Source organism: Streptomyces sp. G5(2025) (assembly GCF_049542075.1).
Taxonomy (GTDB): Bacteria; Actinomycetota; Actinomycetes; order Streptomycetales; family Streptomycetaceae; genus Streptomyces.
The window spans coordinates 105,061-131,004 of the sequence record NZ_JBMUZT010000004.1 but is presented as its reverse complement, the minus strand read 5'-3'; the positions used below and the strand labels follow the sequence as shown (position 1 = coordinate 131,004).

General features: G+C 68.3%; 29 protein-coding genes and 4 pseudogenes. 17 read left to right on the top strand and 16 right to left on the bottom strand.

Annotation, left to right across the window (positions count from 1 at the left end):
• Positions 1-83: 83 nt before the first annotated feature.
• From ACOBQB_RS10525 to ACOBQB_RS10500, 6 genes are all read right to left on the bottom strand, one after another.
• The gene (locus ACOBQB_RS10525; RefSeq protein WP_423590851.1) at positions 84-1,313 is read right to left on the bottom strand and encodes a hypothetical protein; all 1,230 of its coding nucleotides are present in this window, start codon (positions 1,311-1,313) and stop codon (positions 84-86) included.
• A 270-nt stretch (positions 1,314-1,583) separates the two neighbouring features.
• The gene (locus ACOBQB_RS10520; RefSeq protein ID WP_423590849.1) at positions 1,584-1,880 is read right to left on the bottom strand and encodes a hypothetical protein; all 297 of its coding nucleotides are present in this window, start codon (positions 1,878-1,880) and stop codon (positions 1,584-1,586) included.
• Positions 1,881-2,005: 125 nt separating this feature from the next.
• Positions 2,006-2,230, bottom strand: a complete 225-nt coding sequence (locus ACOBQB_RS10515; RefSeq protein WP_423590847.1) for a hypothetical protein — start codon at positions 2,228-2,230, stop codon at positions 2,006-2,008.
• Between the two features lie 429 nt (positions 2,231-2,659).
• Positions 2,660-2,944, bottom strand: coding sequence for a hypothetical protein (locus ACOBQB_RS10510; protein ID WP_423590845.1), 285 nt, complete (start codon positions 2,942-2,944; stop codon positions 2,660-2,662).
• A 102-nt stretch (positions 2,945-3,046) separates the two neighbouring features.
• Entirely contained in the window at positions 3,047-4,615 is a 1,569-nt protein-coding gene (locus tag ACOBQB_RS10505) for a hypothetical protein (RefSeq protein WP_423590843.1), read from the bottom strand.
• 222 nt (positions 4,616-4,837) lie between these two features.
• Complete coding sequence (locus ACOBQB_RS10500; protein WP_423590842.1) at positions 4,838-6,685, bottom strand: hypothetical protein; 1,848 nt, start codon at positions 6,683-6,685, stop codon at positions 4,838-4,840.
• 419 nt (positions 6,686-7,104) lie between these two features.
• Between ACOBQB_RS10500 and ACOBQB_RS10495 the strand changes: the two are divergent.
• Positions 7,105-7,349, top strand: a pseudogene (locus ACOBQB_RS10495) (hypothetical protein).
• 8 nt (positions 7,350-7,357) lie between these two features.
• Complete coding sequence (locus ACOBQB_RS10490; RefSeq protein ID WP_423590886.1) at positions 7,358-7,726, top strand: hypothetical protein; 369 nt, start codon at positions 7,358-7,360, stop codon at positions 7,724-7,726.
• Between the two features lie 129 nt (positions 7,727-7,855).
• On the opposite strand, the gene ACOBQB_RS10485 is transcribed toward ACOBQB_RS10490, so the two are convergent.
• A complete protein-coding gene (locus tag ACOBQB_RS10485) occupies positions 7,856-8,197 on the bottom strand; it encodes a hypothetical protein (protein WP_423590841.1) in 342 nt (113 codons plus the stop codon).
• 74 nt (positions 8,198-8,271) lie between these two features.
• Between ACOBQB_RS10485 and ACOBQB_RS10480 the strand changes: the two genes are divergently transcribed.
• The 4 genes and pseudogenes from ACOBQB_RS10480 to ACOBQB_RS10465 form a co-directional block, all read left to right on the top strand.
• Positions 8,272-8,463 carry a toxin-antitoxin system HicB family antitoxin gene (locus tag ACOBQB_RS10480; RefSeq protein ID WP_423590839.1) on the top strand — a complete coding sequence of 64 codons (192 nt, stop codon included), beginning with the start codon at positions 8,272-8,274 and terminating at the stop codon, positions 8,461-8,463.
• On the top strand, positions 8,460-8,756 hold the full coding sequence (locus tag ACOBQB_RS10475) for a hypothetical protein (protein WP_423590837.1): 297 nt from the start codon (positions 8,460-8,462) through the stop codon (positions 8,754-8,756). The genes ACOBQB_RS10480 and ACOBQB_RS10475 overlap by 4 nt, the downstream gene beginning before the upstream one ends.
• A 471-nt stretch (positions 8,757-9,227) precedes the next feature.
• On the top strand, positions 9,228-9,479 hold the full coding sequence (locus ACOBQB_RS10470) for a hypothetical protein (protein ID WP_423590836.1): 252 nt from the start codon (positions 9,228-9,230) through the stop codon (positions 9,477-9,479).
• Positions 9,480-9,491: 12 nt separating this feature from the next.
• Positions 9,492-9,827, top strand: a pseudogene (locus tag ACOBQB_RS10465) (DUF6192 family protein); the annotation flags it as partial.
• Here the strand turns inward: ACOBQB_RS10465 and ACOBQB_RS10460 are convergent.
• Complete coding sequence (locus ACOBQB_RS10460) at positions 9,812-10,381, bottom strand: hypothetical protein (RefSeq protein ID WP_423590834.1); 570 nt, start codon at positions 10,379-10,381, stop codon at positions 9,812-9,814. The pseudogene ACOBQB_RS10465 and the gene ACOBQB_RS10460 sit on opposite strands and share 16 nt — an antisense overlap.
• 415 nt (positions 10,382-10,796) lie before the next feature.
• On the opposite strand from ACOBQB_RS10460, the gene ACOBQB_RS10455 reads away from it, so the two are divergent.
• Together ACOBQB_RS10455 and ACOBQB_RS10450 are read left to right on the top strand one after the other, a co-directional pair.
• Positions 10,797-11,339, top strand: a complete 543-nt coding sequence (locus tag ACOBQB_RS10455) for a hypothetical protein (RefSeq protein WP_423590833.1) — start codon at positions 10,797-10,799, stop codon at positions 11,337-11,339.
• Positions 11,340-11,563: 224 nt separating this feature from the next.
• Positions 11,564-12,784 carry an IS110 family transposase gene (locus tag ACOBQB_RS10450; RefSeq protein WP_423590832.1) on the top strand — a complete coding sequence of 407 codons (1,221 nt, stop codon included), beginning with the start codon at positions 11,564-11,566 and terminating at the stop codon, positions 12,782-12,784.
• A gap of 24 nt (positions 12,785-12,808) precedes the next feature.
• Here the strand turns inward: ACOBQB_RS10450 and ACOBQB_RS10445 are convergent.
• From ACOBQB_RS10445 to ACOBQB_RS10435, 3 genes and pseudogenes are all read right to left on the bottom strand, one after another.
• Positions 12,809-13,349: pseudogene (locus tag ACOBQB_RS10445) on the bottom strand (transposase); the annotation flags it as partial.
• A gap of 5 nt (positions 13,350-13,354) precedes the next feature.
• Positions 13,355-13,927 (bottom strand): hypothetical protein, encoded by a 573-nt coding sequence (locus ACOBQB_RS10440; protein WP_423590831.1) that lies wholly within the window; start codon positions 13,925-13,927, stop codon positions 13,355-13,357.
• 675 nt (positions 13,928-14,602) lie between these two features.
• Positions 14,603-14,779, bottom strand: coding sequence for a hypothetical protein (locus ACOBQB_RS10435; RefSeq protein WP_423590830.1), 177 nt, complete (start codon positions 14,777-14,779; stop codon positions 14,603-14,605).
• Between the two features lie 122 nt (positions 14,780-14,901).
• Here ACOBQB_RS10435 and ACOBQB_RS10430 point away from each other — a divergent pair, with 122 nt between their 5' ends.
• Positions 14,902-15,087 carry a hypothetical protein gene (locus ACOBQB_RS10430; RefSeq protein WP_423590891.1) on the top strand — a complete coding sequence of 62 codons (186 nt, stop codon included), beginning with the start codon at positions 14,902-14,904 and terminating at the stop codon, positions 15,085-15,087.
• Here the strand turns inward: ACOBQB_RS10430 and ACOBQB_RS10425 are convergent.
• The 3 genes from ACOBQB_RS10425 to ACOBQB_RS10415 are packed head-to-tail and all read right to left on the bottom strand — an operon-like array spanning position 15,077 to position 18,512.
• Positions 15,077-16,507 (bottom strand): NAD(P)/FAD-dependent oxidoreductase, encoded by a 1,431-nt coding sequence (locus tag ACOBQB_RS10425; protein ID WP_423590828.1) that lies wholly within the window; start codon positions 16,505-16,507, stop codon positions 15,077-15,079. The genes ACOBQB_RS10430 and ACOBQB_RS10425 overlap by 11 nt on opposite strands.
• 47 nt (positions 16,508-16,554) lie before the next feature.
• Entirely contained in the window at positions 16,555-16,968 is a 414-nt protein-coding gene (locus tag ACOBQB_RS10420; RefSeq protein ID WP_423590827.1) for a cupin domain-containing protein, read from the bottom strand.
• Between the two features lie 32 nt (positions 16,969-17,000).
• Positions 17,001-18,512, bottom strand: a complete 1,512-nt coding sequence (locus ACOBQB_RS10415; RefSeq protein WP_423590825.1) for a purine-cytosine permease family protein — start codon at positions 18,510-18,512, stop codon at positions 17,001-17,003.
• 63 nt (positions 18,513-18,575) lie between these two features.
• On the opposite strand from ACOBQB_RS10415, the gene ACOBQB_RS10410 reads away from it, so the two are divergent.
• The 7 genes and pseudogenes from ACOBQB_RS10410 (at position 18,576) to ACOBQB_RS10380 (ending at position 22,277) form a co-directional block, all read left to right on the top strand.
• The gene (locus ACOBQB_RS10410) at positions 18,576-19,331 is read left to right on the top strand and encodes a TetR/AcrR family transcriptional regulator (RefSeq protein ID WP_423590824.1); all 756 of its coding nucleotides are present in this window, start codon (positions 18,576-18,578) and stop codon (positions 19,329-19,331) included.
• Between the two features lie 681 nt (positions 19,332-20,012).
• Positions 20,013-20,174: pseudogene (locus ACOBQB_RS10405) on the top strand (DUF7691 family protein); the annotation flags it as partial.
• Positions 20,175-20,180: 6 nt separating this feature from the next.
• A complete protein-coding gene (locus tag ACOBQB_RS10400; RefSeq protein WP_423590890.1) occupies positions 20,181-20,342 on the top strand; it encodes a hypothetical protein in 162 nt (53 codons plus the stop codon).
• A 298-nt stretch (positions 20,343-20,640) separates the two neighbouring features.
• Complete coding sequence (locus ACOBQB_RS10395; protein ID WP_423590823.1) at positions 20,641-20,898, top strand: hypothetical protein; 258 nt, start codon at positions 20,641-20,643, stop codon at positions 20,896-20,898.
• Positions 20,895-21,275 carry a hypothetical protein gene (locus ACOBQB_RS10390; RefSeq protein ID WP_423590822.1) on the top strand — a complete coding sequence of 127 codons (381 nt, stop codon included), beginning with the start codon at positions 20,895-20,897 and terminating at the stop codon, positions 21,273-21,275. Before ACOBQB_RS10395 ends, ACOBQB_RS10390 begins: the two co-directional genes overlap by 4 nt.
• 41 nt (positions 21,276-21,316) lie before the next feature.
• Entirely contained in the window at positions 21,317-21,739 is a 423-nt protein-coding gene (locus ACOBQB_RS10385; protein WP_423590821.1) for a VOC family protein, read from the top strand.
• A 313-nt stretch (positions 21,740-22,052) separates the two neighbouring features.
• Entirely contained in the window at positions 22,053-22,277 is a 225-nt protein-coding gene (locus tag ACOBQB_RS10380) for a hypothetical protein (RefSeq protein WP_423590819.1), read from the top strand.
• A 145-nt stretch (positions 22,278-22,422) separates the two neighbouring features.
• Here the strand turns inward: ACOBQB_RS10380 and ACOBQB_RS10375 are convergent, their stop codons facing one another.
• Together ACOBQB_RS10375 and ACOBQB_RS10370 are read right to left on the bottom strand one after the other, a co-directional pair.
• Positions 22,423-23,649 carry an FAD-dependent monooxygenase gene (locus tag ACOBQB_RS10375; protein ID WP_423590817.1) on the bottom strand — a complete coding sequence of 409 codons (1,227 nt, stop codon included), beginning with the start codon at positions 23,647-23,649 and terminating at the stop codon, positions 22,423-22,425.
• 100 nt (positions 23,650-23,749) lie between these two features.
• A complete protein-coding gene (locus ACOBQB_RS10370; protein ID WP_423590815.1) occupies positions 23,750-25,141 on the bottom strand; it encodes an MFS transporter in 1,392 nt (463 codons plus the stop codon).
• 219 nt (positions 25,142-25,360) lie between these two features.
• On the opposite strand from ACOBQB_RS10370, the gene ACOBQB_RS10365 reads away from it, so the two are divergent.
• A complete protein-coding gene (locus tag ACOBQB_RS10365) occupies positions 25,361-25,927 on the top strand; it encodes a TetR/AcrR family transcriptional regulator (RefSeq protein WP_423590813.1) in 567 nt (188 codons plus the stop codon).
• The last annotated feature ends 17 nt before the right edge of the window (positions 25,928-25,944 follow it).

The window sequence follows — 25,944 nt, the reverse complement described above, 5'->3', positions numbered from 1 at the left end:
CCGGCTTCGAGCACCCCGTACAGCCCGCTGGTGTGCGGGGCTGCTGGCACCCGACCGGAGTGACGGGTGCCAGCAGCGGTCGTTCACGGGGTAGAGGGACCGGCCTCCTCGCCCGGGTCCGTGTCCTGCTCCGTGGAAGCTGGTGGGGTGCCAGGGCTCTCCAGCTCGCCCTCTGCCTCGGCGTGGCTCGCGGCCGGAGCACCGTAAGCGGTGCGGTCATCGAGGGTGATGGTGACCGGCTGACCGCTGGGAGTGAGGTCCGTCAGGCTCTCCTCGATCCGCTCGTACAACGTAGCGGCGAGCTCTTGGTCGCCATCGCCGTCGCTAGCGGTGTGCTTAATGGAGTGCAGGCTGATGAGCAGGGCGATCAGGGAGCGGCCGGACAGGGCGGCGCGAATCCGTTCGTCTCCCTCGTCGGCGACCTGTGGTGGTACTCGGAAGTGCGGGTGACGTCCCGCGTGGGCGGTGATGAACTCCCAGATGTCACGGTGAGACAATAGGCTTGCCGAGGAGACGCGGGCTGCGGTCTTCAACAAGGTGCTGTGTTCCTGGCTTACTTCAATGACTGCGGTTTCGGTAGCGGTGTCCGGCTGCGGTCGCAGTTCCTCCACGGCGGTGTGCAGGTCGGCGATCTCCTGCCGCAGTGAGGCGAGTGCGGAGCGGGCTTCGACCAGGGCGGTGCCGACCTCCTGTTTGATCTCTCCCACCGCTTCGCGTACTCGGTCCGGCGCATCCTGATGGTTGCCGACCGCGTCGTCGGTGCTGACTGGGCTGGTGAGCGCGGTGAGCACGGGGGCGAGTTCGTCGGTGAGGACGTCCCGGACGGCCTGGCGGACTACGTCAACCGGCATCTCTGGGCTGGGCGAGGCCGGCTCCCGTTCGGCGGAGCACTGCGCGGGAATCGCGATCCGGAGAGCACTGTCTTCCGGGTGGCCGTCTGACTCGGTGAGGGTGGCGACGGATGCGGCGGCGGAGTCACGGTGGTCACCCTCGGCGCCGGGTGCCTCCTGCTCGGCTGATGCGGGCGAGGGCGAGATGGTGAGTGGGGATGGTGCAGGCGCAGTGAGATCCACGAGGGCGGCGCGGACCTCCCGCAGTTCGGCGCGCAGCTGGGCAACGACGTCGTGGACGGTGCTGCTGAGCGATTCGCCGTTGGAGTTCAGCTTGTTGTACACGTCGCGGAAGTTCGAGCGCATCCTGCCGAGCTCGTCGACGACCTCCTTAGTCGTCTTCTCGTGCGCGGCCCGGCCGGCCGTCTCCAGCTTCTCGACGCTCTTGTCGAACGCGTCCCGGATGTTTTTGTCTGTGTGCATGACGGCGGTGTGGAGCATCGTCAGAGTGTTGGTGAGATCCGGGTTCGGCTGGCGGGCCATCATCCCCCATTTCGTTGCGTTAAGTAGTCGCACCAGTTCGCTGCGTATGCTGCCTCGGATATGTCAAGCCGCGCGGGGAGATCGAATCAACTGACCTAAGAGCACCTGTTGTTCAGGCTGAAACTGATCGAAGCCGGCAGTCGATGGGGCGGCTCCGACCGGCTGAGCTCGGCGCGGGCCTTGTCGGCTGCGTCGGAGTAAAGGCATGCGTCACTGGGCGTCGGCCTCCATGAGCTTCCGCCGGAGCTCGGCCTCGACGTCGCCGGTCGTGCGGGCGAGTGCGGCCATGCCTGGACCGTCGTACCGGAGCAGGACGCGGTGTCGGTACGCCTGGGTGAGCTCGCGCACCTTCGTAAGGTCGTCGAGGTCGAGGGCGTCGAGCTCCTCCTCGAATCGTTGGCGGTCACCGGGGAACCCCCACGTGGACAGCGCCTCGCGCAGATCGGCGAGCGTGCCCATGGGCGGGGTGAAGCCGGGCCGGGCCTGATGGTCGGGCTGTGCGGTCACGATGACCTCCTCGTCGCTACTCGTCTACCGCCCGGATGCGGTACGTCCCGGCGGAATCTGCAGTCCTCGGCACCCGGGGCCGAGGCCGCGCCGCTCGAGACGGCGCCGTACCGGGGCCGATGGCACTACGAGCTGCTCCTGGTGCTTGTCGTCGGAATTGACGGCCGGGAGGCCGAGGCGCTCGCGGGGCTGTGCCAACTGTCGCCCGAGGCCTGCATCGCCGCGGCGGCGTCGGGGTGCGCGGCCGCCAGGGCGAGCGCGGTGGTGTCCATCGACTCGACTACGTCCTCGACGGCGGCCGCGCTCCATCTCTCGGGTGCCGGCGGCGTCGTGCAGCTCGCACGCGGCATCGGCCAGGGCCTCGGCCTGCTCGGCGACACCGGGCGTCGCGACGGTGGGAACAGGTCCATGGCCTTCTCAACGAGGATGATGATCGGGTGGCTTCTCCCCCATATAGGGAGAGGCCCCGGCGGCGGGCAGCATCGGCCGGACGTCGCCCGCGCCGCCGGGGCGTTCCTCCAGTCTCCTCTACGCGGCGCTCTCGCCTGCGCCGGCGGGCAGGAGGTCCTCGCCGAGGTCGCGGTGGATGGCCTGTCACCACGCCGATCAGTCCGTCCCACATCCGTGCTTCCGCAGGAACCCTCTCCGCCTGCTGGGTGCGATCACCGCACCCTGTCACGGCAGTTGCTGTCATGTCAGCGGCATGATCAGCAGCCCGGGAGGAGGCAGGGGTACGGGGTGGATGTCTCAGGTTGGCACCGACAAAGTTGACCTTTGGGTCAGCCGGTTCCCCTTGGCCCGGGCCGTTGCTGGGCTACCAGCGAGAGCGATGGCACGTCCGGCGGGAGCGCCCATTCCGTGACGTGGAGACCGGCCAGCTCAATCACTTCCTCAGGGGTTCCCAGTAGGTGCAGTGGGGTGCGGTTGTGACGAGTCAGGAAGGCCAGGCGCCGCTGCTGTTCTGCTGGGTCGAGCTGCGCCCACACATCTACCATGACGCCGGGCACGGGAGTGGTGCGCCGCCGCACGTACGGCAGGTTCGCTACGTCGTCGGCGAGCGCCATCAGGCACCAGGCGTCTTCGTAGGACAGGGTGGGCCCGTGGGCGGCTTGCAGCCGGCGGGTGCGCCACTGCCAGCAGCGATACAGCCGCCTCCGAGAACGTGGTCATTCGGACGACACCCGCGTATCTCCGGCGGGTTGATGGCTGGAGGCCCCCGGCCTTCGCTGCCTGTGCTGTCGCTGGTAGGCGGTGACCCCTTGATCAAGGGTTGATGCAGTGAATCCAGCAACTTTTGACTGCGTTGGGTGAGTTTGAACCCGTCCGCGATCCGGTCGGCTCACGCCCACCTTGTTTAGCAGGCTGACGAGTCGCCCGGCCATATCCGAAGCGTCCCGAAACACCGGTGTCTGGCCCTGTAGAGCTGCGAACAGCTGCTGGCTGGAGATGACTCCCCCGGCCCCCCGCGCTGCGTCGCGTGCCCTGATCAGCATCTGCGGCACCGCATCCCCAGTGAGATCGGGCACCCCCGGGGGCCGGGGGTGCCCGATCTGGCGGGAGTCGTCAGACTCCCGGAGAAGTCCGTCGCCCATCCAATGCTTCAGCCACGTGCGGACCTGCGTGTCGGTGACGAGGTGCCCCTCTTCGCTCAGTTGACGGATCAACGTAATGGGGCTCATTGCGTTCTTGCCGGCCTCTTGAACAAGCTCCAGCGCACGCTCACGCCCGGTTCGCGGCGAAGGGTGAGCGGTTCCGGACGAGACGCCTTCCTTCTGTACGTTCGGTGCCTCTCGCCCTTCTGCTTGGTACAGGCCCGGTCTAGCCGTTCCAGGGCCGGAGCGGCTGCCAGCGGCTCCTCGGGCGTTGTAGACAGCGATGGCCTGTCCCAGTGCCTCAGCCGTGTAACCCGGCAGACGAGGACCGGTCGTTCCCCCATAACGGGCGCCGATCTTGCCTCGGTTGGGACGTGTAATTCCGGCTTCGCGCAGCATGGAGCACAGCTCGCCACCGACGATCTGCACGTTTTCGTCCAGCGCGGCGGCTAGCCGGCGTGTAGACATCTCCTTCTCCGGCGTCGCGGCAACGATCTGATGGGCCCGGCGCAGGAGCAGCGGAGCATGGTCACCCGTGGCGAGGGTGGGGCTCGTCAGGAGTAGATCTCTTCGCAAGTACCGATTGGCTTCAACACGTCGCCCCTGACCGCTTGCAGTCCATTCATCGAGCCAGGCCCGAGTCTGGTGCTCGGTGACGGTGTGCCCCTCGGACGCGAGGACTCGCATGACCGTCGCCACCTCTACACCGGAGGGCCATTGCACCTCGCGCACGATCTGCAGGGCGCGCGCGTGGACACTACCTCCCTCGGCTGACTGCTCCTCCGGTTTGCCCTGCTGCAGGACGCGTGGTGTGCCCAGAGCGTCGGTTTCGGTGCCGACTGGCGCGGATGGGCGAGCGTCTTCCAGCGATGCCTGCTCCTCCAGCGGTTCCGTTGCGTCGTGTGAGGGTTCCGCTGAGCGGGGCGTCTTGAGGCCGGAAGGTACGGCCGTATCCTCCACGGCCGCCAGCAGGCGGCCCAGTTCGGCCCATGAAGTGCCTGTCGTCATAGCGAGTCCGACTAGGTGGCCGATTCTCCGGCTGGCCTGCTCCGCCTCTGCCCATAGCCCCCGGGACTTCTCCAGGGTCTCGTTATGGTGCTCGATGCACAGGGCCAGCTCATTTAGCGGGCTGATCTGTTCCATGCCCCTCAAACGGCCTAACAACCCGGAAGGATACGAGGATTTCCCGAAGTTTCCCGTCCTCGTTGTGTGGATTCGTCACCTGCCAGAGGGAAGGCATGGAAGAAGGCGCAGCGGCCGGGTCATCCGGCAACGAAGTACGCCCCCTCCTCACCTTGCCCGACGATGTCGTCGTCCGCAGCCGCGGGTGGCGCCGAGGCTGATCGGGGCGGCCAATGCGAGGCATCAGCGGTCGTGAGGGGGTGCGTGGTCGAAGAACCGGTTGTTGGTGTCGATACGGATTTCGCGTGCGCCGGGATAGGAGTGGGGGAGGGGGTCGTTGGTGGCGGCGATGACCTGGCAGGCGTAGCCGTCGGGGGAAGCATCATCGGCGATGTCGATGAGGGTGTCGATCAGGCGCAGTCCCGTGGCGTGGTCGAGTCCCTGTGCTCCGAGGCCGGACAGGGGGGAGTCGATGATCAGCAGCGGGGGCACGCGGACGGAGGGGTCGGTGCGGCCGAGGTCGCGCAGGGCCAGGAGCAGCGCGACGTTGGTGGCTACCTTTGGGCTGCCGGCGACCGAGCTTTCGGCGAAGGTTTTGTCGGCGGTGTGGCGTTCCTTGACGCGGGTGGTGAAGTCGCCGGGGTCGATGAAGGCGGTCTCGACATCGGGGTTGATCTGCTGGAGCCGTGCGAGGAAGAACTCCGACCAGCGTGCGGTGATTTCCTTGCGGCGTACGTCGTGGGCGGTAACCGCAGCGTCCCGGGCGGCCTGTGCCACTTCCATCTGTTCCTTGGCCGCCTGGATGACCTTCTCCTGGGCGCTGATGTAGTCGGCAGATTCCAGACGCTCCTTGAGCTGAGCGACGTCGCGGCTCAGACCGTGGGCCTCCTTTTCGGCATGTTGGGCGGCCTTGTGGGCGGGCTTGAGATGGCCTTCGTCGTAGGTCTCGCGGGTACCAAGGGCGTCCGCGGCTGCTGTATCGGCTGCTGCCGCCTTCGCAGCGGCGGCGAGGGCGGCTTCCTCCAGGGCGTGCAGCTTGAGCCGGAGCCGGTCCACCTTGGCACGGGCCACGGCGATTTCCTGTTCTCGCCGGTCCGCCACGCCCTCGTGCGGCAGACCGCATTGCCGACACAGGCCTGGCTCCCGCTCCGGGAGTAGCTGACCGCAGCAGGTGCAGTCCTGAGCATGCTGTTTGAGCAGCTCAGCGAGTTCCCCTTCGGCGTGTGAGTGTTCGGCGGTGGCGCCGTTCAGCCGAGCCTGGGCGGCGGCGACCTGCTTGGTGGCCCTTTTGCGTTCGGTCTCGGCCGCCTTGTGCAGCGCGACGAGCCGCCCGTTTTCCCCTACGGCGTTCTTCAGTGCCGCGTCGGCCGCCTGCCACCGCTGTGCCGCCGCACTGTGTTCACGCTGCTTCTGCTCGTATATGGCGCGGACACTGGCCGGGTCGGCCAGCGCCCCGCTGTCCCGCAGCTTCTTGAACGCAGCCAGCGCGGAGCGAGCCGCTCGGTAGCGCGATGTCACCTCGGATGCGTTCTTCTCCAGGTTGGCCAAGTCCTCGTTCCACAGGCCGAGGAGCACTTCCAGGGCCAGGATCCGCGCCTCGTCCTTCCCACCGCCAAGGAACTGCGACGCGATCGTGTTCTGCCGCAGCGCCATGACAGTGCCGTAGAAGTCATCCAGCCCGACACGCGTCGCCCCGCGCGCGGCGGCGGGCAAGCCGAGCAGATCCTGGACGAAAGCACCGGCTGTCGTCTCGCCTGCTCTGGTGCTCGTCACCGGCAGAAGGTGCTCGATTTCGTCCGTGTCATCGAGGATTTGCAAGGACACGCGGGCCCGCGGGTTGGGTCCACTGCGGGTGGCCTGCCAGCGGGTGCCCGCGATGCGAAAGACTAGCCGGACGTACTCGCAGCTGCGGACCTCTGGCATCACCGTCGTCGTTTGCAGGCCCAACGGGTACAGCAGTGCCTCGAGCGCGGTGGACTTCCCTGCCTTGGAGTGACCCACGAGGAAGGTAACCAGGCCCTTGAAGTAGCGGGCGTACCAGACACCGCCGCGCTGGAACTCGAGCCGCTCGATCACAAACGACGGGCCCATGGGGCCTCCTTCGCATCCGGTGTGTTGATACACATCGGGAACGATCACCGACCGTATGGGTGACGGTGCTACCCGGCAGGGTATGAAGGAGAATCGTCGTGGCAGCAGATCACCAAGCCGGAGAGCGGAGTGCCTTCACTCACCACCGGCTCATGCCGTTCCACCGTTGATGAACGGCCAGGCTCCGGTCGGCTAGTGCAGCATCACCGCCAGGGTGTCGAGGACATCGCCAGTACGAACCCGCCGGCTGCCTATCGTGCCCGGTATCCGAGGGCGTGCGTCCGGCTGACTACTGATCGGTCCGCCCCTAGAAGCCCAGTCCCCACACCGCAGATCATCCAGCCGCTGATACGTGAGCCCATAAGGACTGTATGGGTACGGGTACGTACCCATACCCTGGGGGGGGAAGGAGCGTGACGATGTCTGATGCCAATATCCGTGTCCCTGAGGAGGCCAAGGATCCGCGGCCGCGGAGGGACTGTCGCTGCGGGCATACCTGGCCCGCCTCGCCGAGACCCTCCTCACCCCTGCTGAGCGGGCCGAGCGGGCCGAGAAGGCCAAAGCGGCACTCGCGGCGTGGAACGGGTACGCGCCGACCGCGGCCCAGGAACAGGACCTGGACTCCGAGCTGGACCGCCGCCTGGCACAGGCGGCTGGCCGGTGAGCGAGCCGATGCACATCGTCTTGGACGAGAGCGCGATGGCGGCTGCCGGACAGGGCAACGTCCTGGCCTCCCGGCTCATCCACCGCGCGCACGCCGAAGCTGACTGGCACCTGTACGCCCCGACATGCGCACTCGTCGAAGCCGACCGCGGCCGGCCGGGGACCGCCGAGCACCTGGCCGCGTTGCCCGGCGTCACCGTTATCGACCTGGACTTGCCCGCTGCCCTGGCTGTGGCTCGTCAGGAAACCTGGGCGGTCGCCCACGCCGCGCACGCCGCTCAGCCCACCCCGGACCGGCCGGCCGGGGCGATCGTGGCGACCACCGTGCCACAGCGGTGGGAAGGCCAGCCGGTGCGCGTTCTGGACCTGACTCCCTGATCGTCACGACGAGGGTGAGGCAACGATCGTGGCCGAGGATGCCGGCCGCCTCAAGGTTGGGGACCTCTCGTTGCGAGGCTGCGCCTCGGTCGGGGCCGGGAGCGAGCGGGCCTCGGACCAAGGGCCGTGCTACCGGGTTGTTTCGGCCGGACCACCTGCGCGGTGTATGTGACGAACAGTCTTGCTGCCACCGTTTTCCCTGACCGAGGAGATGAGCAGGAGGACGAAGCGCCGACGTCGCTCGAGGGTGTCCGTGCTCAGCAGCGTCAGGCCGCCGAAGCCGTGCGCGCGGCCGCGATCCGCCGCGCCCGTGCCGAGCGTGCCGGGCAGACCGGTGCGACCAGCTCTCCTGCGCTGCGTCAGGCCGGATGAGCTCTCGCGCTCCGTCCGGCCGGTTACAGCGGAAGCGCCAGTCGGTGATGCGGCGTCGGCGGCATCCCGCAGGTCTTCGTCGTTGTCCAGGGTGTCCAAGCGAGAGTGCGGTGAAGCGCAGAACACTACCCGACACCACGGTAGAGACCAGTTTTGGTGGCTAGAGTGGTGTCATGACTGTGATGACGCTGCGCATCCCGGACGATCTGGACCCCTCGATCCGCGCCGGCGCCGAGGCCGCGGGCCTGTCCCTGAACGCGTACATCGTCCGGGCGGCCCGCCGTCAGGCCACCCTGGATGCCGCGCGGCAGCTCGCCTCGCTGGGTCTGGGTGAGGAACTGGCGGGCGAGGGCGACGCTCTGTGAGGCGCGGTGAGGTCTGGACTCTGGCCGATGAACGCAGCGTCCTGATCGTCTCCCTGGACGGTCTGGAAACGTCGTTCAAGGCGGTACTCGCGATCGTGCTGCACCCGAGCGGGCGCTACCCCGACACGGCGATGAGCGTGGTGATCGGCGACCCGATGCCGTGCACCGCGGTCGCCGTGAACCTTCAGCAGTTGCGCGTGACACGCTTTACGGACGCGACCCGTGTCGGGGTGGTGCCCGCCGAGACGATGGCGCGGGTGGACCAGGCGCTGCGCGCGGTTCTCGATCTGTGAGGCGGGTTCTCATCTCACCGCGAGCGGCGGTCACCGCGTAGGCCGGTAGTTCCTCCCGCTACGGCTGTCGCGCGCATGAGGGCGCCGGCCTGCTCCATGCGGCCCGGAACGCGGCCGCGACCACGCATACGGATCTCAGGCTGCCCGGAAACGAGGCCGACCGGTAGCGGCGGGACATCGGCTCCTCGGCCTTGGCTTCATCCTCAGTCAGAGACCGTCTTTGAACCTCGGTTGATCTCGTACACGCGCCTCGGTGGAGGACTCCGTACGCACTGGGCTCTGCGTTCTCAGGGGTCCGGCAGGGGGCTTTGCGGAGAGCTTTAGGATGCTCCGCGTGCGGTGTCGGTACGCCTTTGCGGGAGGGGCTGGCGGGCGGATTCTGCCGTACTGGGCGGGTCGGGGTTCCTCTTCACGGCTGCGGGCGTCGTGCTCCGGCCTGGCAGGGGGTGGGTTGTGGTGTCCAGTTCGGAGATGGTCGGCAGCGTCAGCGTGGACCGGTACGAGCGGATCGTTGAACGGCTGCGTGATGCGGTCGAGAAGTTGTCGAAGAGTCAGTTCATCATCGGGGATGGAGCCCTGGAAGTGTGCCCGGTGCAGGACCACGGTGGCCGCACCGTGGGCGACGACCTCTTTGGAGTGTCGGCGTGGCCGCACCGGCTCTCGGAAGACATCGACGTTCCCTACAACACCTTGAAGTCGTACCGGTGGGTGGCCAGCCGGTGACCTGAACAGCACCGATGCCCTGGGGTGGCGTTCAGTACTCACCAGACCCTGGCCGCGATCTCTGATGACGACGAGCGGTGGGCGGCGATCAGGAACCCGCCGCTGGATGAGCGGACGGGCAGGCGGCGGTGGACGCCGGAGACGTCCCGGCGGCGGGTCGGCTACCACGGGCCGGGCCCAGAGACCGCGCAGGAGAAGGTCGAGGCCGTGCACGACCTGGTCGCCGACGAGCAGGTGGCCGCGCAGGTGGCGACCGATCTGCTGCGCCGGCCCTCGGTGGCGTGCGCACCAACTACGACCCGAGTTCAATCCAAGCCGCCTCGTGGGGGCCGTCAGGCCATCAGATGAGTCGCGGAACGGGCCCGCTCCCACATGCCGGGCATCTGTTCGCCCGGCCGCTGCTGCTCGCCGTGCAGGGCGTTGAGCACCACCAGGCATCCGGTCAGAGCCGGCACCGCCCACTGTGCGGTGGCCAGCTGCCGCCGCGCCTTGTCGAGGTCAATCGGGTGGTTCTGGGCCTTCGCGGCGTCAGCGGGGTCCGTTGAGGAGGCCAGCTCGACCTTCTTGCCCAGGACGCGGGCGTAGGCGGTGGCGGCCAGAGCCGCGGCGGTGACCAGGGTCTTGGCCGTGGTGGAGGCTCCCACGCCTTGCTGGGTGGCGACACGGTGGGCGTTCACGGCTAGCAGACCGCCGCCGCCGAACAGGTGCGCTCCGATCGCGGCGGCGTTGACCGGTGTCCAACTTGCCCAGCCCGACGAAGAGATGCGGTCTCGGGTCGCTTCTGTGCCGCCTTCGTCCTGGGCCGCACGGTTGAGGCCGACCGCTCCCATCAACGACCCGCCGAACCAGGCGGCCAGACCAAGATCGTGCAGGCTGCGGATGACGGTGTTGCGTTCAGACATGACAGAACTCCTTCAGAGGAAGGTCGCAGGAGGCCTGGCCGACGTAGACGGCGCCCCCCACGCCACCCTCACAGGGCTCGGAGCGTTCCGCCATCACAGCAGGCCGAACGGATGCACAGCGAAAGGCCGGACCTGTCAAGCGTGGATGCCCCCGCCTACGCCACCGCCCAGACACCGCCTCCTCGATGTGGAGCACGCGCTGAACGTGGCGAGAACCCAGGGACGCGGCTGTGCACAATGTGAGGCTGTGCCCGGGCGTTGGCACCGCTACTGCGGGGCTTCGATCAGATCTCCGACTCCTGACGCCCGGGTCGACCCTCCATTCACCCATAAGGATCACGCGCTCCGTTTTCTCGGACATCTGCCTCCATGTGCCCGTACGGTCCCGCCCGTGCCCGTTGGAGGGGAACAGGCCATGACCGACGTCGCCGTTGAGCCCGGGGAGACCGACGAGCCTGGGGAGAAGCCGGACTGGGACGAACGCTGGTTGAAGCTGCTGGAGCGCATCGACCCTCACGCCGCGGTCGTGCTGGCGGCGTTAGGCGGTTTGGGTCTGCTGGCCACGCTGGGTGTGACCGGCACCCAGCTACACGACTGGCTGGAGCGGGAACAGGGCCTGCGCGGCACCGCCGTACCGGTAACTGCCCTTCTCCTGGGCGGGATCGTCATCTGGTCGGCGTTCCTGCCGTTCCGAACAGATAGGCACCTCGTGGTCGACGTCCCGACCCTGACCGCGTACGGGATTGTCTTCTACGGCGTGCACTGGGGCATGATCCCCGCCGTGCACCCGCAGACCGTCTCGTGGTGGGCCTGGCATACCGCCCTGGTCACGCTGTTGTGCGCGCTTGTGCCGGCTCTGCCCGCCGCAGTCGCGGCCCTGATCGACAGGGGCCCCGATCCCGCCCCGGCGGTCCAGCAGACCGAGGGCACGCCGAGCGGCGCCGGTGGGCGTCAGTAGTTGTCTGTGAACTCTGAGCTTGTCCTACCTTCCAAGCGTGGGTCTGAGGCGGTCATTCGTAAGATCGTCGGGCCCGGGGGTTCTGGGTATGGCTGTGAGCTTGTCGCCGTTGGATGGCTCAAAGAACTTGGCCGCCCGGAGCCCCGCGACGACTCGACCGCTAATTGGGATACGCGACTCGATCGCTGTGTAGGACAACGTCGGCGAGGTCGTCTGCGGGGTCGATGTGGGACGACGAGCTGGCGGAGGTGACCGTGCCCCAGATCTGGGCCGGAGTGGACATCGGCAAGGAACACCACCACTGCGTGGTGGTCGACGAGCGCGGTGAACGCCTCCTTTCACGCCGAGTCTTCAACGACGAACCGGCCCTGCTGGAGCTGATCACAGACGTACTCGCCCTCTCCCAGGACGCCCTGTGGGCGGTGGACATCAACCACGGTGGTGCCGCCTTGCTCATCGGCCTCCTGCTCAGCCACAAGCAGCCGATGGTCTACATCACCGGCCTGGCCGTGCACCAGGCGTCGACGGCTTACCGCGGCCAGGGCAAGACGGACGAGAAGGACGCGTTCGTCATCGCCGACCAGGCACGCATGCGCCGGGACCTTGGTCTCCTGCGGCCCGGCGACGAGATAGCCGTCGACCTGCGCACCCTGACCGCGCGCCGCCTCGATCTGGTCAACGACCGAACCCGTCAGACTAACCGTCTGCGGGCCCAACTTCTGGAGTTCTTCCCAGCGTTGGAGCGCACGCTGAACTTGAGCAAGAAGGGTCCGGTCGTCCTGCTGACCGGCTACCAGGTGCCGGCCGCGATCCGCCGCAGCGGGGCCCGGCGGATCGGGACCTGGCTGAAGAACCGCAAGGTAAAGAACGCCGTCGCGCTCGCCGAGACAGCTGTCGAGGCGGCCAAAGCCCAGCACACCGCCCTGCCGGGAGAGACCCTCGCGGCCGCCATGGTCGCCCGCATCGCCAAGGGTGTGCTGGCCCTCGACGAGGAGATCGCCGAACTCGACGCGCTCATCGAGGCACGCTTCAACGAGCACCGACACGCCACAGTGATCCGCAGCCTGCCCGGCATGGGCACCCTCCTCGGTGCCGAGTTCATCGCCGCCACCGGTGGCGACTTGGAGGCTTTCGGCACGGCCGACCGACTCGCATCCTTCGCCGGCCTCTCACCTGTGCCGCGGGACTCCGGCCGCGTCAGCGGCAACATGCGTCGACCACGCCGCTACCACCGCGGCCTACTCCGGGCCTTCTACCTCTCCGCGATGGCCAGTCTGAGGACCTGCTCCGCCTCCCAGGCTTACTACGGGCGCAAGCGGAACGAGGGAAAGGGACACAAACAGGCCCTGCTGGCGTTGGCCCGTCGACGGGCCAACGTCTTGTGGGCCATGATCCGCGACGGAGAGTGCTATCAGGTACTACCAACCGTCACGATGGCGGCTTGACATCGTCATTGGGAAGTTCTTTATCTACCTAGATCTGCCTGGTCTGCCGATGGCCTTGAGGGTCTCGGGCGTTTGAGGGTTTTGCCGACGTCGTAGCGGGGTGGGGGCGGCGGTTCTTGGTCCCGGGTGGTCGTCCGGGACCGGCGCCGCGAGGTTGGGGAACACCGGCCGGATAGAGCAGGTGGGCTCGGATGTTCCTGAACCCTCGGCGGACCCGGGCCGGGGTGAGGCGTTCGGGCTTGACCGGCTTCTCCCAGGGGCGGCGGAGGTCGGCGGCCGGCGGCCGGGCGAGACGTAACTGGGTGTGGGCGACGACCACGAGCCAGGTCCACGGGTCCGCGGCCTCCGGAGTACGGACCTTCGGGGTGGTCCAGCCGAGAATCTGCTTACCGAACCTGAAGGTGTGCTCAAGATCGAATCTCCTGAGGAACACCTGCCACCACAGATCCACGTCTGCCGGGGCGGCGCCGGCTTGGAGGATTACAGCCAAACTGGCGGTGCGTTCCTTGGAGAGGGGTTCGACCTTCAGCCGGACCAAGGTGCCCTCGGCGGCGGGGAGTTCACCGCGCTTCATACGTTCCTCCCGCTTCGGGTCTGAAGGGCCGCGGCGACGGTGTCGTCCAGGTGCCGGCGCAGGGTCCGGGTGCGGAAGTCCGACGAGACACAGGTGTAGATGGAGGTGGTGCTGGCGTTGCGTCGGGTTCCGTAGGCGTAGGCGGTCTTGAACACGGTGGCGTTCCTGAACGCGGGCAGCCAGCCCTTGCGGCCCAGCGAGCGGATGCGGGCGACCTCGTCGTCGCAGTGGGCGAAGAAGGCGTGCAGTTCAGCCTCGGTGAACGCGCGCTTCTTCGGGTCGGATTCGTTGTCCTGGACGTGCACCGCGGTGTTCCACTCGTGCACCACCTGGACCGGGTGGGTGCCGAAGCGGTCCTCGCAGGTCGCGGTCCATTCATAGAGGGGGTCGGATACGAAGTGGCAGAAGGACCGGACGGCCTCGGAGTACGAACGGATCGTCGAGCGCTTCAGATCGCGCAGTGAGCGCAGGTCTCCGAGCCACTCGTCGACCATTGCCGGCGTCCAGTTCCACGGGTATGTAGCTGTGAAGACCTGTTCCTCCGGCCGCAGAAGCGCGACACCGTCCACCAGGAGCAGTCTCGCCGCCCCCGGTTGCGAGCCGCCAGATAACCCGCAGGTCAGCCCCCTGGGCGAGTGGCAACAAGGCCCTGCCGACCGCTATCGTCCCCCTTACCGTTGGTGCCCAACTCCGCAGGATCACAGAGCGGTTGACGCCCTCGCTCAGGCCGATTCGCATACCGTCGCGAATTCGCATTTGATGCAATTGGCGGCGCTTGGAACATCGGTACAGCCGTTGGCGCTGAGATTGATCACGGTCGGGAGCTGAGGAGCCGCCAACGGGGGGTGTGACCGCTGGTGGGCGGGCGCGTTGAGCGGGGGACATGTGAACGTTCCCGCAGCACTCGTGCGGGCGGGCCCCGATCCGTCGCTCGGGGCCCGTTCATCAAGATGCGCGCCGTCCAGCGTGATGGCTGCGGGATGATGCCGCTCGTGGCTACCAGTTCGCCCCCGGCGAGTCCCAGTTGCCTGCCGCCCTGACCGCGCTCGGCCTGCCGGTCCCCCAGGAGATCGAGGCCCCGGACGGCGGGAGCGGACGGCCGCGCTGGCCGCCCATCTCCAGCGCGCCGTCACCCGGGCCACCCACAACCTGTCAACGCCGCCCCCGGTATGGGAGGGGTCCCAGTAGTACTCGCCGAAAAACAACGGAGTAGCCCCCGAACTGGGGATACTCCCCGTTCCCCTTCAGATGCCGTTGCCGAGCGCGCTGACATGGTTCTCGTACTCGCGGCGGGCCGTGCGCTGTGCCGGGACAGTCGTGAGCCCGGAAGCCGCCGAGGGGGATGGCCGCCGGTGGCCATCGTCATGGTGACCGCTCCCCTCGGGGGTGAACGCCTCGGCCTTGTTGGTCGCCGCGGTCACTCGGCGGCGCAGCGGGGCGTTGTGGGGTGGACAGCGGGGGTGTCGCCGCCGGAGGTGGTGGTGCGGCAGGGGGCGGAAGGGTGCCGAGTGCGTGCCTGGGTGTCCTTGGGCAGGGGGCGGGAGTGGCAGCCGGCGCTGGTGACGTGCCCATCGTGCAGTTCTGGGGCGAGGGGCTGCTCGCCTCGGTGGACGGGCTGCGGTTCGTCGTGCCCGAGTGGACCGTGAGCGCGGCGCTCGGCCTGCCGGCCGGGGCTCTGCCGGACGGGGCGGGACAGCTCGGGGCGGCGGGCAAGCGGCTCAGACATTGAAACCCAGGCCGCATCTGTCGAGGGTGCGGAGCCACAGGTTGCGGTGGCCTCCGGTGCGGTCGGCACGGTCCAGGGCGCGGCGGGTGAGTTGGATGCCGGCCCAGCGGACGGGCTCAGGCGGGAAGGGCAGGGGCTTGTCGCGGACCATGCGAAGGCGGGTGCGTTCGGTGTCCTGGGCCGCCACGAGGTCCAGCATGGTGTCGGCGGCGAAGCGGGTGGCGGCGACGCCCAGGCCGGTGAAGCCGGCGGCGTAGGCGAGGCGGCCGTTGTGGGCGGTGCCGAAGAAGACGGAGAAGCGGGTGCAGGTGTCAATGACGCCGCCCCAGCTGTGGGTGAAGCGAAGTCCTTCGAGTTGGGGGAAGGTCTCGAAGAACTGGCGGGCGAGGGTGGCGTAGGTGGCGGGCCGGTGGCTCAGTTCGTCGCGCAGCGAGCCGGCGTAGTGGTAGATGATGTCGTATCCGCCCCAGATGATGCGGTTGTCGCGAGTGAGGCGGTAGTAGTGGAACTGGTTGGCGGAGTCGGCCACGCCCTCTCGTCCGCGCCAGCCGATCGCGTCCAGTTGGGCGGTGGTGAGGGGCTCGGTGGCCAGGACGTAGTCGTAGACGGGAATGACGTAGGCGCGCATCCTGCGCAGCGGGGAGGGAAAGGCGTTGGTGGCCAGGGCGACGTGGCGGGCGGTGACCCGGCCGTAAGGGGTGCGGACCTCGGAGGTACCGCCTTGGGAGGTGAGCTTGTGGACGGGGGTGTTCTCGTACACGCGTACGCCGAGGTCGAGGCAGGCCTGGCGCAGGCCCCAGGCCAGGCGGGCGGGTTCGACCAGGGCGGTGGCGTGCGGATCCCAAAGGGCACCGAGGTATGTGGGCGAGTTGACGCGGGCGCGGGTGGCGTCGGCGTCCAGCATGGTCACGTCCGCCCCGTAGGAGGCTTCGAGGTCTGCCCGTGCGGTGAGATCGTCGAGTTGCCACGGCTCGGTCGCGACGTCGAGTTCGCCGGTGCGCTCGAAGGCGCAGTCGATGCCGTACCTCTCGATGGTGGCGCCGATCGCGTCGAGGTTGTCGGCGCCGAGCCGCTCCAGGGTGCGGATCTCCTCGGGCCAGCGGTCGTGGCCGTTGAGGAAGCCGTGGGTCAGGCTCGCGGCGCAGAACCCGCCGTTGCGCCCGGACGCGGCCCAGCCGCAGGTGCGCGCCTCCAGCAGGACGACGTCCCGCCCAGGGTCGCGCTCCTTGGCGCGCAGGGCGGTCCACAGGCCGGTGTAACCGCCGCCGACGATCACCAGGTCGGCGGTCGTGGCATGGGTCAGTGCCGAGACGGCCGCGGGCGCTGCCGGGTCGTCGAGCCACAGGGGGACCGGGGCAGCGTCGGCGAGTGCGCGCAGGTACGGGCCGATGGTGGAGGAGGTCGTGGTCGTGGTGCTGGTCATGTGCGGGAGGTCCTCGCGGTCGTCGTGCCGTGCGGTGGTCGCACCGGTCAGGCGGGGCAGGGGGATTTGGTGATCTGGTAGGCCTTGCGGAGGGTTTCGTGGACGGTCCACACCGCGCGGGTGCCGGCGCGCATGATCCCGACATCCCCGGGGCCGACGGTCAGGGAGGGGCCCTCCGCCGGGGTAATGGTGGCGCGGCCGGACAGCACGGCGAACATTTCGTCGGCCTCGATGCCGGCGGCGGAGCCAGGAGTCATCTGCCACAGCCCGCGTTCGACAACGTCGTCCTCGTACAGCACGGTCCAGGAGGCCCGGGGGTCTCCGGCGACGACGTCGGCGGGATCGATGGGCAGCGGGTGGAGGGGGTGCCGGTCGGCGTGGTGGATACCGACGCCGGACGCGGGCAGGACGGTGTGGTCCATGAGGGCCTCGGGGGTGGTATGGGCCGGTGCGCTCGGCATCCGGCGGTGTACGTGAGGGATGGGCCGCGTGGTCATGGCGCGGGGGCGGCCGATGGGGGCGCGGGGGCCTGGTGCCGCTCCGAAAGGGACGTCCCGGCGGACGGCGGGCGCGGAGCGCGGGCGCTGAGGCCCGCGTACAACGCGGCGCTGACGGCGGCGGACAGCAGGAAGCTGACGTCGATCCCGCCGGTCAGGTGCAGCAGCGGCCCGCGCATGATGTCGGTGTCGACGGCCAGCAGGCCGACCACGGATCCGGCGAGCCAGGCGAGGACCGCGTCCGGGTTCCAGCCCGCGCGGTACCAGTAGGCACCGCCGACGGCACGGCGGTTGTCCGCCTGTAGGGCGTCGATGTCGTAGCGGCCCCGGACGCGGGCGTAGCCGATCAGGCAGATGACCGCCCAGGGTGTGCCGGTCGCGGTCAGCAGGGTCATCAGCGCGGTCAGCACGTCCTGGGCGTTCCACGCGAAGTGGCCCAGGTAGACCAGGAGGGTGGTCAGCACGCTGCACACGACGGTCGACTTCAGGCGGCTCCAGCGCGGAAGGATGGCGTCCAGGTCAAGGCCCATGCTGTAGACCGACACGCTGTTCCCGGCAGTGCCGAGCACCGCGTTGGCGAGCAGGAACAGCAGGAACCAGGTCGGCGCCGCGTCCACCAGCGGGCCGATGTAGTCGCCGGCACCGGCCCGGGCCGCCAGAGCGGTGTAGGTGCCGAAGACGGTCGGGACGAGCAGGCTGATCAGCAGCCCCGCGGCGGTGGCGCCGACCACCGCGCGGGGACGGTGCCGGTGCGGGGAGATGTAGCGGGCGTAGTCCCCCAGCACGGTCAGGTACGACATCGGGCCGCTGACCCCGACCAGCACGGTCGACAGGATCCAGGTCTGCCAGCGGGTGCCCAGCGCCAGTGCGGTGGTCGGAGCGGTCGAGAAGTCGCCCGCATACGCGAACACGCCCACCACCAGCACGACGCCCATCACCACGGACAACACTCGGCCCAGCCGGACCAGCCAGGCGTACCCGACCACCGCGCACGCGCAGGTCGGCACCGCGAGCACCGCGTAGGCGGCCGCGTACGACATCCCGTTGCCAGGGATACCGGCAACACGCTCGAGGATTTCTACGACCGCGTCGCCGGCCGCCCACAGCGCGAGTCCGGCGTATCCGAGCGACATCACCAGGCCCAGTCCCGAGCCGATGAGCCGTCCGCGGACCCCGAAGTCCGCGCCCGAGGCGGTCGCCTGGTTCGTCGCCGTGCGCAGCGGCGCGAGGGTGAGGGGGGCCACCAGCGCGGTGCCCACCAGTGACCCGACGAGCGTCGAGGTCAGCGCGTCCCAGAAGCCGAGCCCGAACGCGACCGGCAGCCACCCGAACATGATCACGCCGAGCGACAGGTTGTTGCCGATGAGCACCGTGACGATGTCGCGCGGACGTCCGGTGCGCTCGGCCTCGGGGATGGTGCCGACGCCGTGGGCCTCGACTCCCAGGCCGGTCCCGCTCGGCGCGGCGGGCGCCGGGACGAGCGGGGGGCCGTGCTGCGGCCGATCCATACACCCTCCAATTGGGCAGGTGCCAAATAATCTGTTTGACAGAGACCCAATAGGGTGGCGGGCATGGTGTCAAGAGGTTCGGCCCCCAACACCCCGCTGTCGGCCGCAGCGGCGGGTGCGCCGTCGGAGGCAGCGGATGCGCAATCGGCCGCAGCGGGTGTGCAACCGGTGGCAACCGGTGTGCAACCGGTGGCGCGCCAGGGAGGAAGGCGCAGGCTCCCTCCGGAGGAACGGCGCGAAGCGATCCTGCGTACGGCGGTGCGCATGGGCCTGGAGATCGGTCTGGACCGGCTCACCTCACGGCAGATCGGCACCGAGGCCGGAGTCACCGGAGCGCTGGTCAACCACTACTTTCCGCATATGGACGACTTGGTCGCCGCCGCGTTCGCGCACGCCGCGAGCCAGGAGATCCGGGCCACCTTCGCGAACGTCGAGCAGTGCTCCGCTCCTCCCGCGCGGCTGCGCAGACTCATCGACCTGTACTTCGCCGAGGACGGTCAGGAGGTCAACCGGCTGTGGCTGGACGCGTGGAGCATGGCCCCGCGCCGCCCCGCCCTCCATGCCGAGGTTCAACGGCAGATGGATCATTGGGTCGACCGTCTCGCCCCGCTCATCGTGGAGGGCGTCGAAACCGGCGACTTCCGTTCCGCGGACCCTGCCGCCTCCGCCCGCAGGCTCCTGGCCCTGCTCGACGGAGTCGCCGTCCACACCGTCCTGGCCCGCGCAGTCGACCACGACGACAGCCGTTCCCTCGTCCTGGCCGCCGCCGAACACGAACTCGGCACCGCACCCGGCACCCTGCGCGATCCGACCGGCTGAGCAACGACCGGCCACGGCGTAACCCCTGTGCCCGCAGCCGTGAGCCGACCGCAGGTCGCCGGACCACTCGTCGACCAGCGGCGAGGAACCAGTCCAGCCGAGAACCGTCTGGGGACGCGGGAACTTCCGCAGAAACGCCTCATCTGCCGAGGTAAGGGTGAAGTAGCGGATCAGCTCGTCCTTGCCGATCGCCGGGAACCCTGGGAGAGGCCGCGCACCGCGCGGCGGCGGTCTTACCGCACCGCTGGACCGTCCCGGAGGACCACTGCAAACCGCTCGCATTGAGCTGGCGAGCGGGCCCGGCAACGCCACAGGCGAACGCGGACGCTGGCGTCGGTGGTGTGGGCGGTGCCGGCTAGCCGGGCGCCTCGGAACGAGGGGGTGGGCGGTGGCTGTACGGCCACCGCCCACCCGTTCGCGCGGCACCGGGCCGGTGCCGGTCGGGCTCCTCTCGCAGCGCGGGGCGTCTTGAGGGCTCCGGGCTCGCAGCGAGGCCACTTCGTCCCGCAGGTCAGCCAATCTCCCGGTGCAGGGCCTGGATGGCGACCAGGGCCACCCCGTTGGCGTCGGTGCAGCAGATCGTCCGGTCTTTTTCTCCGACTCCGAACGCCTGCCACCAGTCCTGCGCCATCGGGCCCATCGGGCCCAGATGCCGTACGTGCGGCGGGTCGGCTCGACCACCTGATAGCCGGCCACGCCAGCTCAGACGCCCAGTACGCGGCCGCCGCCTACTACAGCGCCCTCCAGCTCATCATCGACCCCAATGGCTCCGACCCTGACGAGCTGGGCGTCTTCTCGAAGCCTTCCACCTTCTTCGGACTGCTGGATGACGAATTGCGTCGACTGGGCGTGAGTGCTGACTTCTTGCCGCACGACTACCTGCTGCACGACTACCTGTTTTCCGGGCCGCCGATCGAGAAGCTGGACGTCGAACACGAAGCGTGGGAGTACGGCACGAAGAACCTCGACTGGTATAACCAGGACACGATCTTCTTCTCCATCAAGGGCTGACCAGCAAAGACACGGCCGCGAGCAGCGCCCCGCGACCGATTCATCGGAAGCGGCCACGGTGCCCCTACGATCACGGCATGAAACGGACACCGCGGCACCGTGACGGGCGGACAGGCCAGCAGCACCGGGCCGTCCCCGACGATCTGCGGGTCTTCGAAGTCGTCCCGGCCTCGGCTGTGACAGTCGGCCGGCATCGGTCCCGGCGTACTCAGCCACCGTTGATCGCCATAGCGGCATGGTCGCGGTTGTTGGGTACGGGTACGTACCCGTACCCTTGGGGGTGGGAAGGAGTACGACGATGTCTGATGCCAATGTCCGTATCCCCGAGGAGGCCAAGGACCGGCTTGCCGCGATCGCGGCCGCCGAGGGCCTGTCGCTGCGCGCCTACCTGGCGCGCCTGGCCGAGACCCTGCTCACCCCGGCCGAGCGCGCCGAGCGTGCCGAAAAGGCCCTCGCCGCGCTGAACGAGTGGAACGGCTACGCCCCCACCACGGCCCAGCAGCAGGACCTGGACAACGAGCTCGACCGGCGCCTGGCCCAGGTGACCGGCCGGTGAGCGAGGCCATGCACATCGTCCTGGACGACACCGCGATGACCGCGGTCGGCCAGGGCAACGTCCTCGCTTCCCGCCTCATCCACCGGGCCCACGCCGAACCCGGCTGGTACCTCTACGCACCGACGTGCGCGCTCGTCGAAGCCGACCGGGCACGGCCCGGGACCGCCGAGCACCTCGCCGCCCTGCCCGGCATCACCGTCCTGGACCTGGACCTGTCCGCAGCCCTGGCCGTGGCGCAGCGCGGGACATGGGCCGCGGCCCACAGCCAGTTCGCGGCGCAACCCACGCCCGACCGTCCCGACGGGGCGATCGTCGCCACCACCGCCCCGAAGCGGTGGGACGGCGAACCGGTCCGCGTCCTGGACCTCAACGCCTGATCCCAGGTGCATGGCGGCCTCCTGGATCTACGATGAGCAGCATGTCGCCCAATGCCTCCCCGTCCTCCGTCTGGCCAGTCCTGCACTACGACGACACGAGGGCGGCGCTGCGCTTCCTGGTCGACGTGCTGGGGTTCGAGCAGGTGGTAGCTGCGCCGGATGAGCATGGCGGGATCGGGCACGCGGAGCTGCGCTGGCCTGGCGGTGGTGCGCTGGTGTTCGGTTCGACCCGGCACACGGACAGCGTGCACGGGCGGATGCGAGCGGGCACCAGCGCGGTCTACGTGGTGAGCGACGATGTGGACGCGGTGCACCGGCGGGTGGTCGACGCCGGCGGCGAGGTCCTCGAAGCGCCGCATGAGACCCGGTTCGGGTCGGGCGCGGCGGTGTACGTGTGCACGGTGCAGGACCCGGAGAGCAACTTGTGGACCTTCGGCACCTACCGCGGCCCTTCCTCGGCGTAGGGAGCCGGGAAGAGAGACGAGAGGACCCCGGCCTGTCGGGCCGGAGTCCTTTGCTGTGAGCGTGCGACGCGGGGGGGGGGGGGGGCAGTGGCTGGCGATGCGGCACACATCGTCCGGGTTGGCGGGCCGGTCGTTGCTGCGGCGGGCGTGGGCGAGCTCGGACGCGCCGGGCGGCGAGAACCTTCTCCCGCGCGGCGGCTGAGAGACCCGCGGCCCGGCCGCGGCGGCAGCAGCATCCGGGAAGCCGAGGCAGACCAGGGGCTTGGTCAGCCTCCCACAGCGGCCGGCCGAACCAGTCCCGCACCTTCTCCAAGTGGCCCACGTCGCCCTGGATGGTCCCGTCGGTCAGACCAGCGGACGCACGGGCCAGCACGAACCCCGCCAGAACATCGGTCTCGAAGGCATCCAGCTCGTCCGGGCCTGGTATGGCACGAGCCTGACGGAGATCCTGCACGACTGCCAGACTCAACCCGCGACTCCCCACTTCGACCTCGCCGAACGGCGACGCATGAGGATGAAACAGGTTCAGGAATTCTGAAGGGCCTTCATTGGGCGGTAAGTCACTCGATCGGGTGAGGAAGGTCCTGGCCAGCAGAGAGAAGACCGCTCATCAGACCGACACCTCAGCGGGGAACAACGGGCTTATTGCATAGCTTGCTCGTGCATCACGATCGCATGCACCGTCACCGTGTGGGCCTGGAACACTGATCCGTCGAGGGGGACTGTTCGGGCAATGTGAGGGCCGTGTGGGCTGGGCGCCCGGTTTCTGTCGGCAAGGCGCTGAGGCCGCGTAGTTTGTTGTTGCGTTGTTCAAGGGCTTCGGCGGTGGTGGGGAAGAGCGTTGCGCCGCCTTCACCGACCTGTGCCTGGTTCAATTTGACGAATCCGCGAATGTCGCGTTCGTAGGCGGTGAAGGCCGCGGTGTGGTCGCGATGGGCGGCCAGCGAGCCGGCGAGCAGGTAGGCGCCGACCAGGGCGAGGCTGGACCCTTGCCCGGTGAGGAACGACGGGGCGTAGGCGGCATCGCCGACGAGCGCAACCCGGCCGCTGGACCAGCACGGCATGTGGACTTGGCTCACGGTGTCGAAGAACGGATCGTTCGCGTGGCGCATGGCGGCGACCATGGTCGGGATTTCCCATCCGTCGTCGGCGAAGGTGGTGGCGACAAGGTCATGTTGTGCCTCGGGGGCGCGGATAACCTCGTACGGTGGTTCGGGGCGAGCGAAGTTGAGAAATGCGTGCAGTTCGTTGCTGTCTTTCACCGCGTAGAGTGCCGCGGCTCTTCCGGGAGTGTTCCAGATCAGCGCTTCATGGGAGAGCCCAAAGGTGTTGGGCATGGTGAATATGGCGAAGCAGTACCCCAGGTAGCGGTGGAATTGCTGCTCGGGGCCGAATAGGAGCTCCCGGGTACGTGAGTGCAGCCCGTCCGCACCCAAGACCAGGTCGAAGCTGCGCTGGACACCGCTGCGGAAGGTGACGTTGACACCCTGCTCGTTTTCCGTGAGCGCATCGATGGAATCGTCGAACACGAACTCCACCTCGTCACGGACGGCCCCGTACAGGACTTCTCCCAAAACCCCGCGAGGCACCTCGACATCCCGTCCCTCGACCCCGCCGACCACCGCCTGTGGATGAACCACCGCCGCCTCGCTGCCATCGGCATTGAGGAAGGTCAACCGACGCGACTCGATATGCGCTTCCTGGAGCTGCGGCAGGATTCCCATCCGGCGAGCTACCTCCACCGCGGTGCCACGCACGTCGATCGGGTATCCACCACCCCGGGGTCCGGTGGACTTCTCCACCACCGTCACCGCGAATCCATGCCGGTGCAGCCAGAACGCCACGGCGGGGCCCGCGATGCTCGCGCCGGAAACCAGGACCGTACCTTTCGTTGCAGTTCTTATACCCATTCGTCAATCCCTAAATTCGTCACGAGACATTCGGAAACCGAATCGGATGACCTTGTACGCCAGGAAACCGTCGGTTTCTGTCAACCTCTGCAGAGGTCCCTCACACCGCGTCGTGCTGGAGGTCGAGCGACGGCGAGTTGCGGCTGAGGCGTGTGCTTCGCACGAGCCTGACGGCCAGCACCGCGGCGATCGCGAACGCGCCGGAAGCGATCGCGATATAGCTGAACACGCCCGTGGCCGAGTTCGTTGTTTCACCGTCGACGATCACGGCGGTGGACTTGAGTACGGCCGCGCCCACGAAGTCCAGCACCACAGCGCCGATCGAGACCATGACCATGACCAGGCTGGATACGATGCCCTGCCGTTCGGGGGACGCCAAGCCGGCCGCCATGTTGAAGCCGGATGTCCCGAGCGCTCCTACCGTGATACCCAGCAGGAATCCGCAGCAGAGCGCGACGGGAAGCTGGGAAGCCCCGAGGAACATCCCGAGGGTCACCACGGTTCCGAGCACGATCGCCCCGGCCAGCGTCGAGGCCGGTCCGATGCGTGCGGCAAGCCATCCGGCCGCCGGGCCTCCGATCGTGACGCCGACTCCCGGCGCCGCGAGCAACAGTGCCACTGATCCCTGGTCGGCCAGTCCGTACCCGAGTTGCTGATCCGCCGAGACGTCACCGATGAGAGAGACGAGCTGAAGCATGCTCTGGTACGAACCGGCTGCCAGGAAGACGACGAGGAGCGTGAGCACCAATGGCCTACTGATGTCCCTGACGTTGATGAGAGGGTCGGGCTTTCGGCCCGACGCCAGGAACCACCTGGCCAATGCGGCGACGCCACCGACGAGGAGAGCCAGCGGGCCGACGGCGAGCCAGCCGAGGTCCGAACCCAGGCTGACATAGCTGAGCACCCCGGCGAGACCTCCGCCGAGGAGCAGGGCACCGCCGACGTCGATCTTGCCTGGTGTTGTGATCGGGGATTCGGGAACGACCTTGCGCACACATATCGCCATCGCCCCCGCGACGAAGGCCGCTCCGAGGAACAAGAGCTGGAAGCCGAACTCCCTGGCCAGTCTCTCGATGAGGAAACGGGACGCGATGTTGAGCACCGCGGAGCCTGAGGTCACGATGCCCACGATGATCATCGCGATGCGGGGTGCGCAGACACCTCGAACGATCGCGATGGAGAGGAAGACGGTGGCCAGAGCCGCTCCCTGCAGCATGCGCCCTGGCACGAATATCCAGATGCTGGGGGCCACGGCGCATAAGAGAGCGCCCGCGCAGCTGAGGAGCAACGTCAGCACAAGCACCCTGCGCTTGCCGTAGATGTCGGCACTCTTTCCGAGCAGGGGTGCCCACAGCACACCGGCCAGCATCGCGGTGGCGTTGAGCCACGCCGCCTGGTCGGTACCGAAATGGTCGAGCATCTCCGGGAGGACGACCAGCGGCGCGGTGACGGCCGAGTCAACCACGAAGTTCACCAGGGCCAGGACAGCCACCAGGCCGATGAGTTGCCTGTTCCATCCCGTGTGCGGCCCGGCGTCTGTACTTCCGGTCCTGCTCTGCTGCATGAAGGACTCCTTGCTTCGGGCTCGCGCCGGTGCAGGCACTCCCCTGGGGTGTCGCTGCGGCACTCACTCATTTAAGATACGTACTAGTTTCTTATCTAGGAGAGTAGAGTGCGGCGATAAGAAACGTCAACGTTTCTAAGGAGTACTGTGGGACGACGGCGCGGCGAAGCGCTTGAGGCGGCGATCCTCGAAGCGGCCTGGGACGAGTTGCGCGAGCGGGGGTATGCGAACCTGACCTTCGACTCCGTCGCCCGGCGAGCCGGCACCAGCAAACCGGTGCTCTATCGGCGCTGGGCGGACAAACAGAAGCTGATCGAGGCGGCAGTCGTACGCCGCAATGTCACCCAACTGACTCCCCCGGCCGACACCGGGTCCCTGCGTGGGGACCTGATCGCCACCCTCACCGAGTTGAGCGAGAAACGGGGGCCGTTCCTCGCCCAACTCAGCCTGCTCCTCGCCGGCTACTTCGCCGAGACCGAAACCAGCTTCGCCGAGCTGCACGAGATGATCCTCGCCGGTCGCCGCTCTGGACGCGACGAGATCATGGAGCGCGCCATCGAGCGCGGCGAGCTCGACCCGGCCAAGCTCACGCCACGGATTACCTCACTCCCCTTCGACCTGGTTCGAGGCGAGACGATGATGACGCTACGGCCGGTCGCACCCGAGGTGATCGAGGAGATCGTCGACACGATCTTCCTCCCGCTGGTCCGCTAAGGGCTGTCCCGTAACTG

Coding starts and splice junctions, on each gene's coding strand:
- ACOBQB_RS10375 (WP_423590817.1), bottom strand. CDS start 23,649: ATGGGTATAAGAACTGCAACGAAAGGTACGGTCCTGGTTTCCGGCGCG.
- ACOBQB_RS10470 (WP_423590836.1), top strand. CDS start 9,228: ATGGTCGGCAGCGTCAGCGTGGACCGGTACGAGCGGATCGTTGAACGG.
- ACOBQB_RS10505 (WP_423590843.1), bottom strand. CDS start 4,615: ATGGAACAGATCAGCCCGCTAAATGAGCTGGCCCTGTGCATCGAGCAC.
- ACOBQB_RS10425 (WP_423590828.1), bottom strand. CDS start 16,507: ATGACCAGCACCACGACCACGACCTCCTCCACCATCGGCCCGTACCTG.
- ACOBQB_RS10395 (WP_423590823.1), top strand. CDS start 20,641: ATGTCTGATGCCAATGTCCGTATCCCCGAGGAGGCCAAGGACCGGCTT.
- ACOBQB_RS10515 (WP_423590847.1), bottom strand. CDS start 2,230: ATGCCGCGTGCGAGCTGCACGACGCCGCCGGCACCCGAGAGATGGAGC.
- ACOBQB_RS10500 (WP_423590842.1), bottom strand. CDS start 6,685: ATGGGCCCGTCGTTTGTGATCGAGCGGCTCGAGTTCCAGCGCGGCGGT.
- ACOBQB_RS10420 (WP_423590827.1), bottom strand. CDS start 16,968: ATGCCGAGCGCACCGGCCCATACCACCCCCGAGGCCCTCATGGACCAC.
- ACOBQB_RS10455 (WP_423590833.1), top strand. CDS start 10,797: ATGACCGACGTCGCCGTTGAGCCCGGGGAGACCGACGAGCCTGGGGAG.
- ACOBQB_RS10525 (WP_423590851.1), bottom strand. CDS start 1,313: ATGCACACAGACAAAAACATCCGGGACGCGTTCGACAAGAGCGTCGAG.
- ACOBQB_RS10510 (WP_423590845.1), bottom strand. CDS start 2,944: ATGGCGCTCGCCGACGACGTAGCGAACCTGCCGTACGTGCGGCGGCGC.
- ACOBQB_RS10385 (WP_423590821.1), top strand. CDS start 21,317: ATGTCGCCCAATGCCTCCCCGTCCTCCGTCTGGCCAGTCCTGCACTAC.
- ACOBQB_RS10460 (WP_423590834.1), bottom strand. CDS start 10,381: ATGTCTGAACGCAACACCGTCATCCGCAGCCTGCACGATCTTGGTCTG.
- ACOBQB_RS10480 (WP_423590839.1), top strand. CDS start 8,272: ATGACTGTGATGACGCTGCGCATCCCGGACGATCTGGACCCCTCGATC.
- ACOBQB_RS10410 (WP_423590824.1), top strand. CDS start 18,576: ATGGTGTCAAGAGGTTCGGCCCCCAACACCCCGCTGTCGGCCGCAGCG.
- ACOBQB_RS10490 (WP_423590886.1), top strand. CDS start 7,358: ATGCACATCGTCTTGGACGAGAGCGCGATGGCGGCTGCCGGACAGGGC.
- ACOBQB_RS10415 (WP_423590825.1), bottom strand. CDS start 18,512: ATGGATCGGCCGCAGCACGGCCCCCCGCTCGTCCCGGCGCCCGCCGCG.
- ACOBQB_RS10450 (WP_423590832.1), top strand. CDS start 11,564: ATGTGGGACGACGAGCTGGCGGAGGTGACCGTGCCCCAGATCTGGGCC.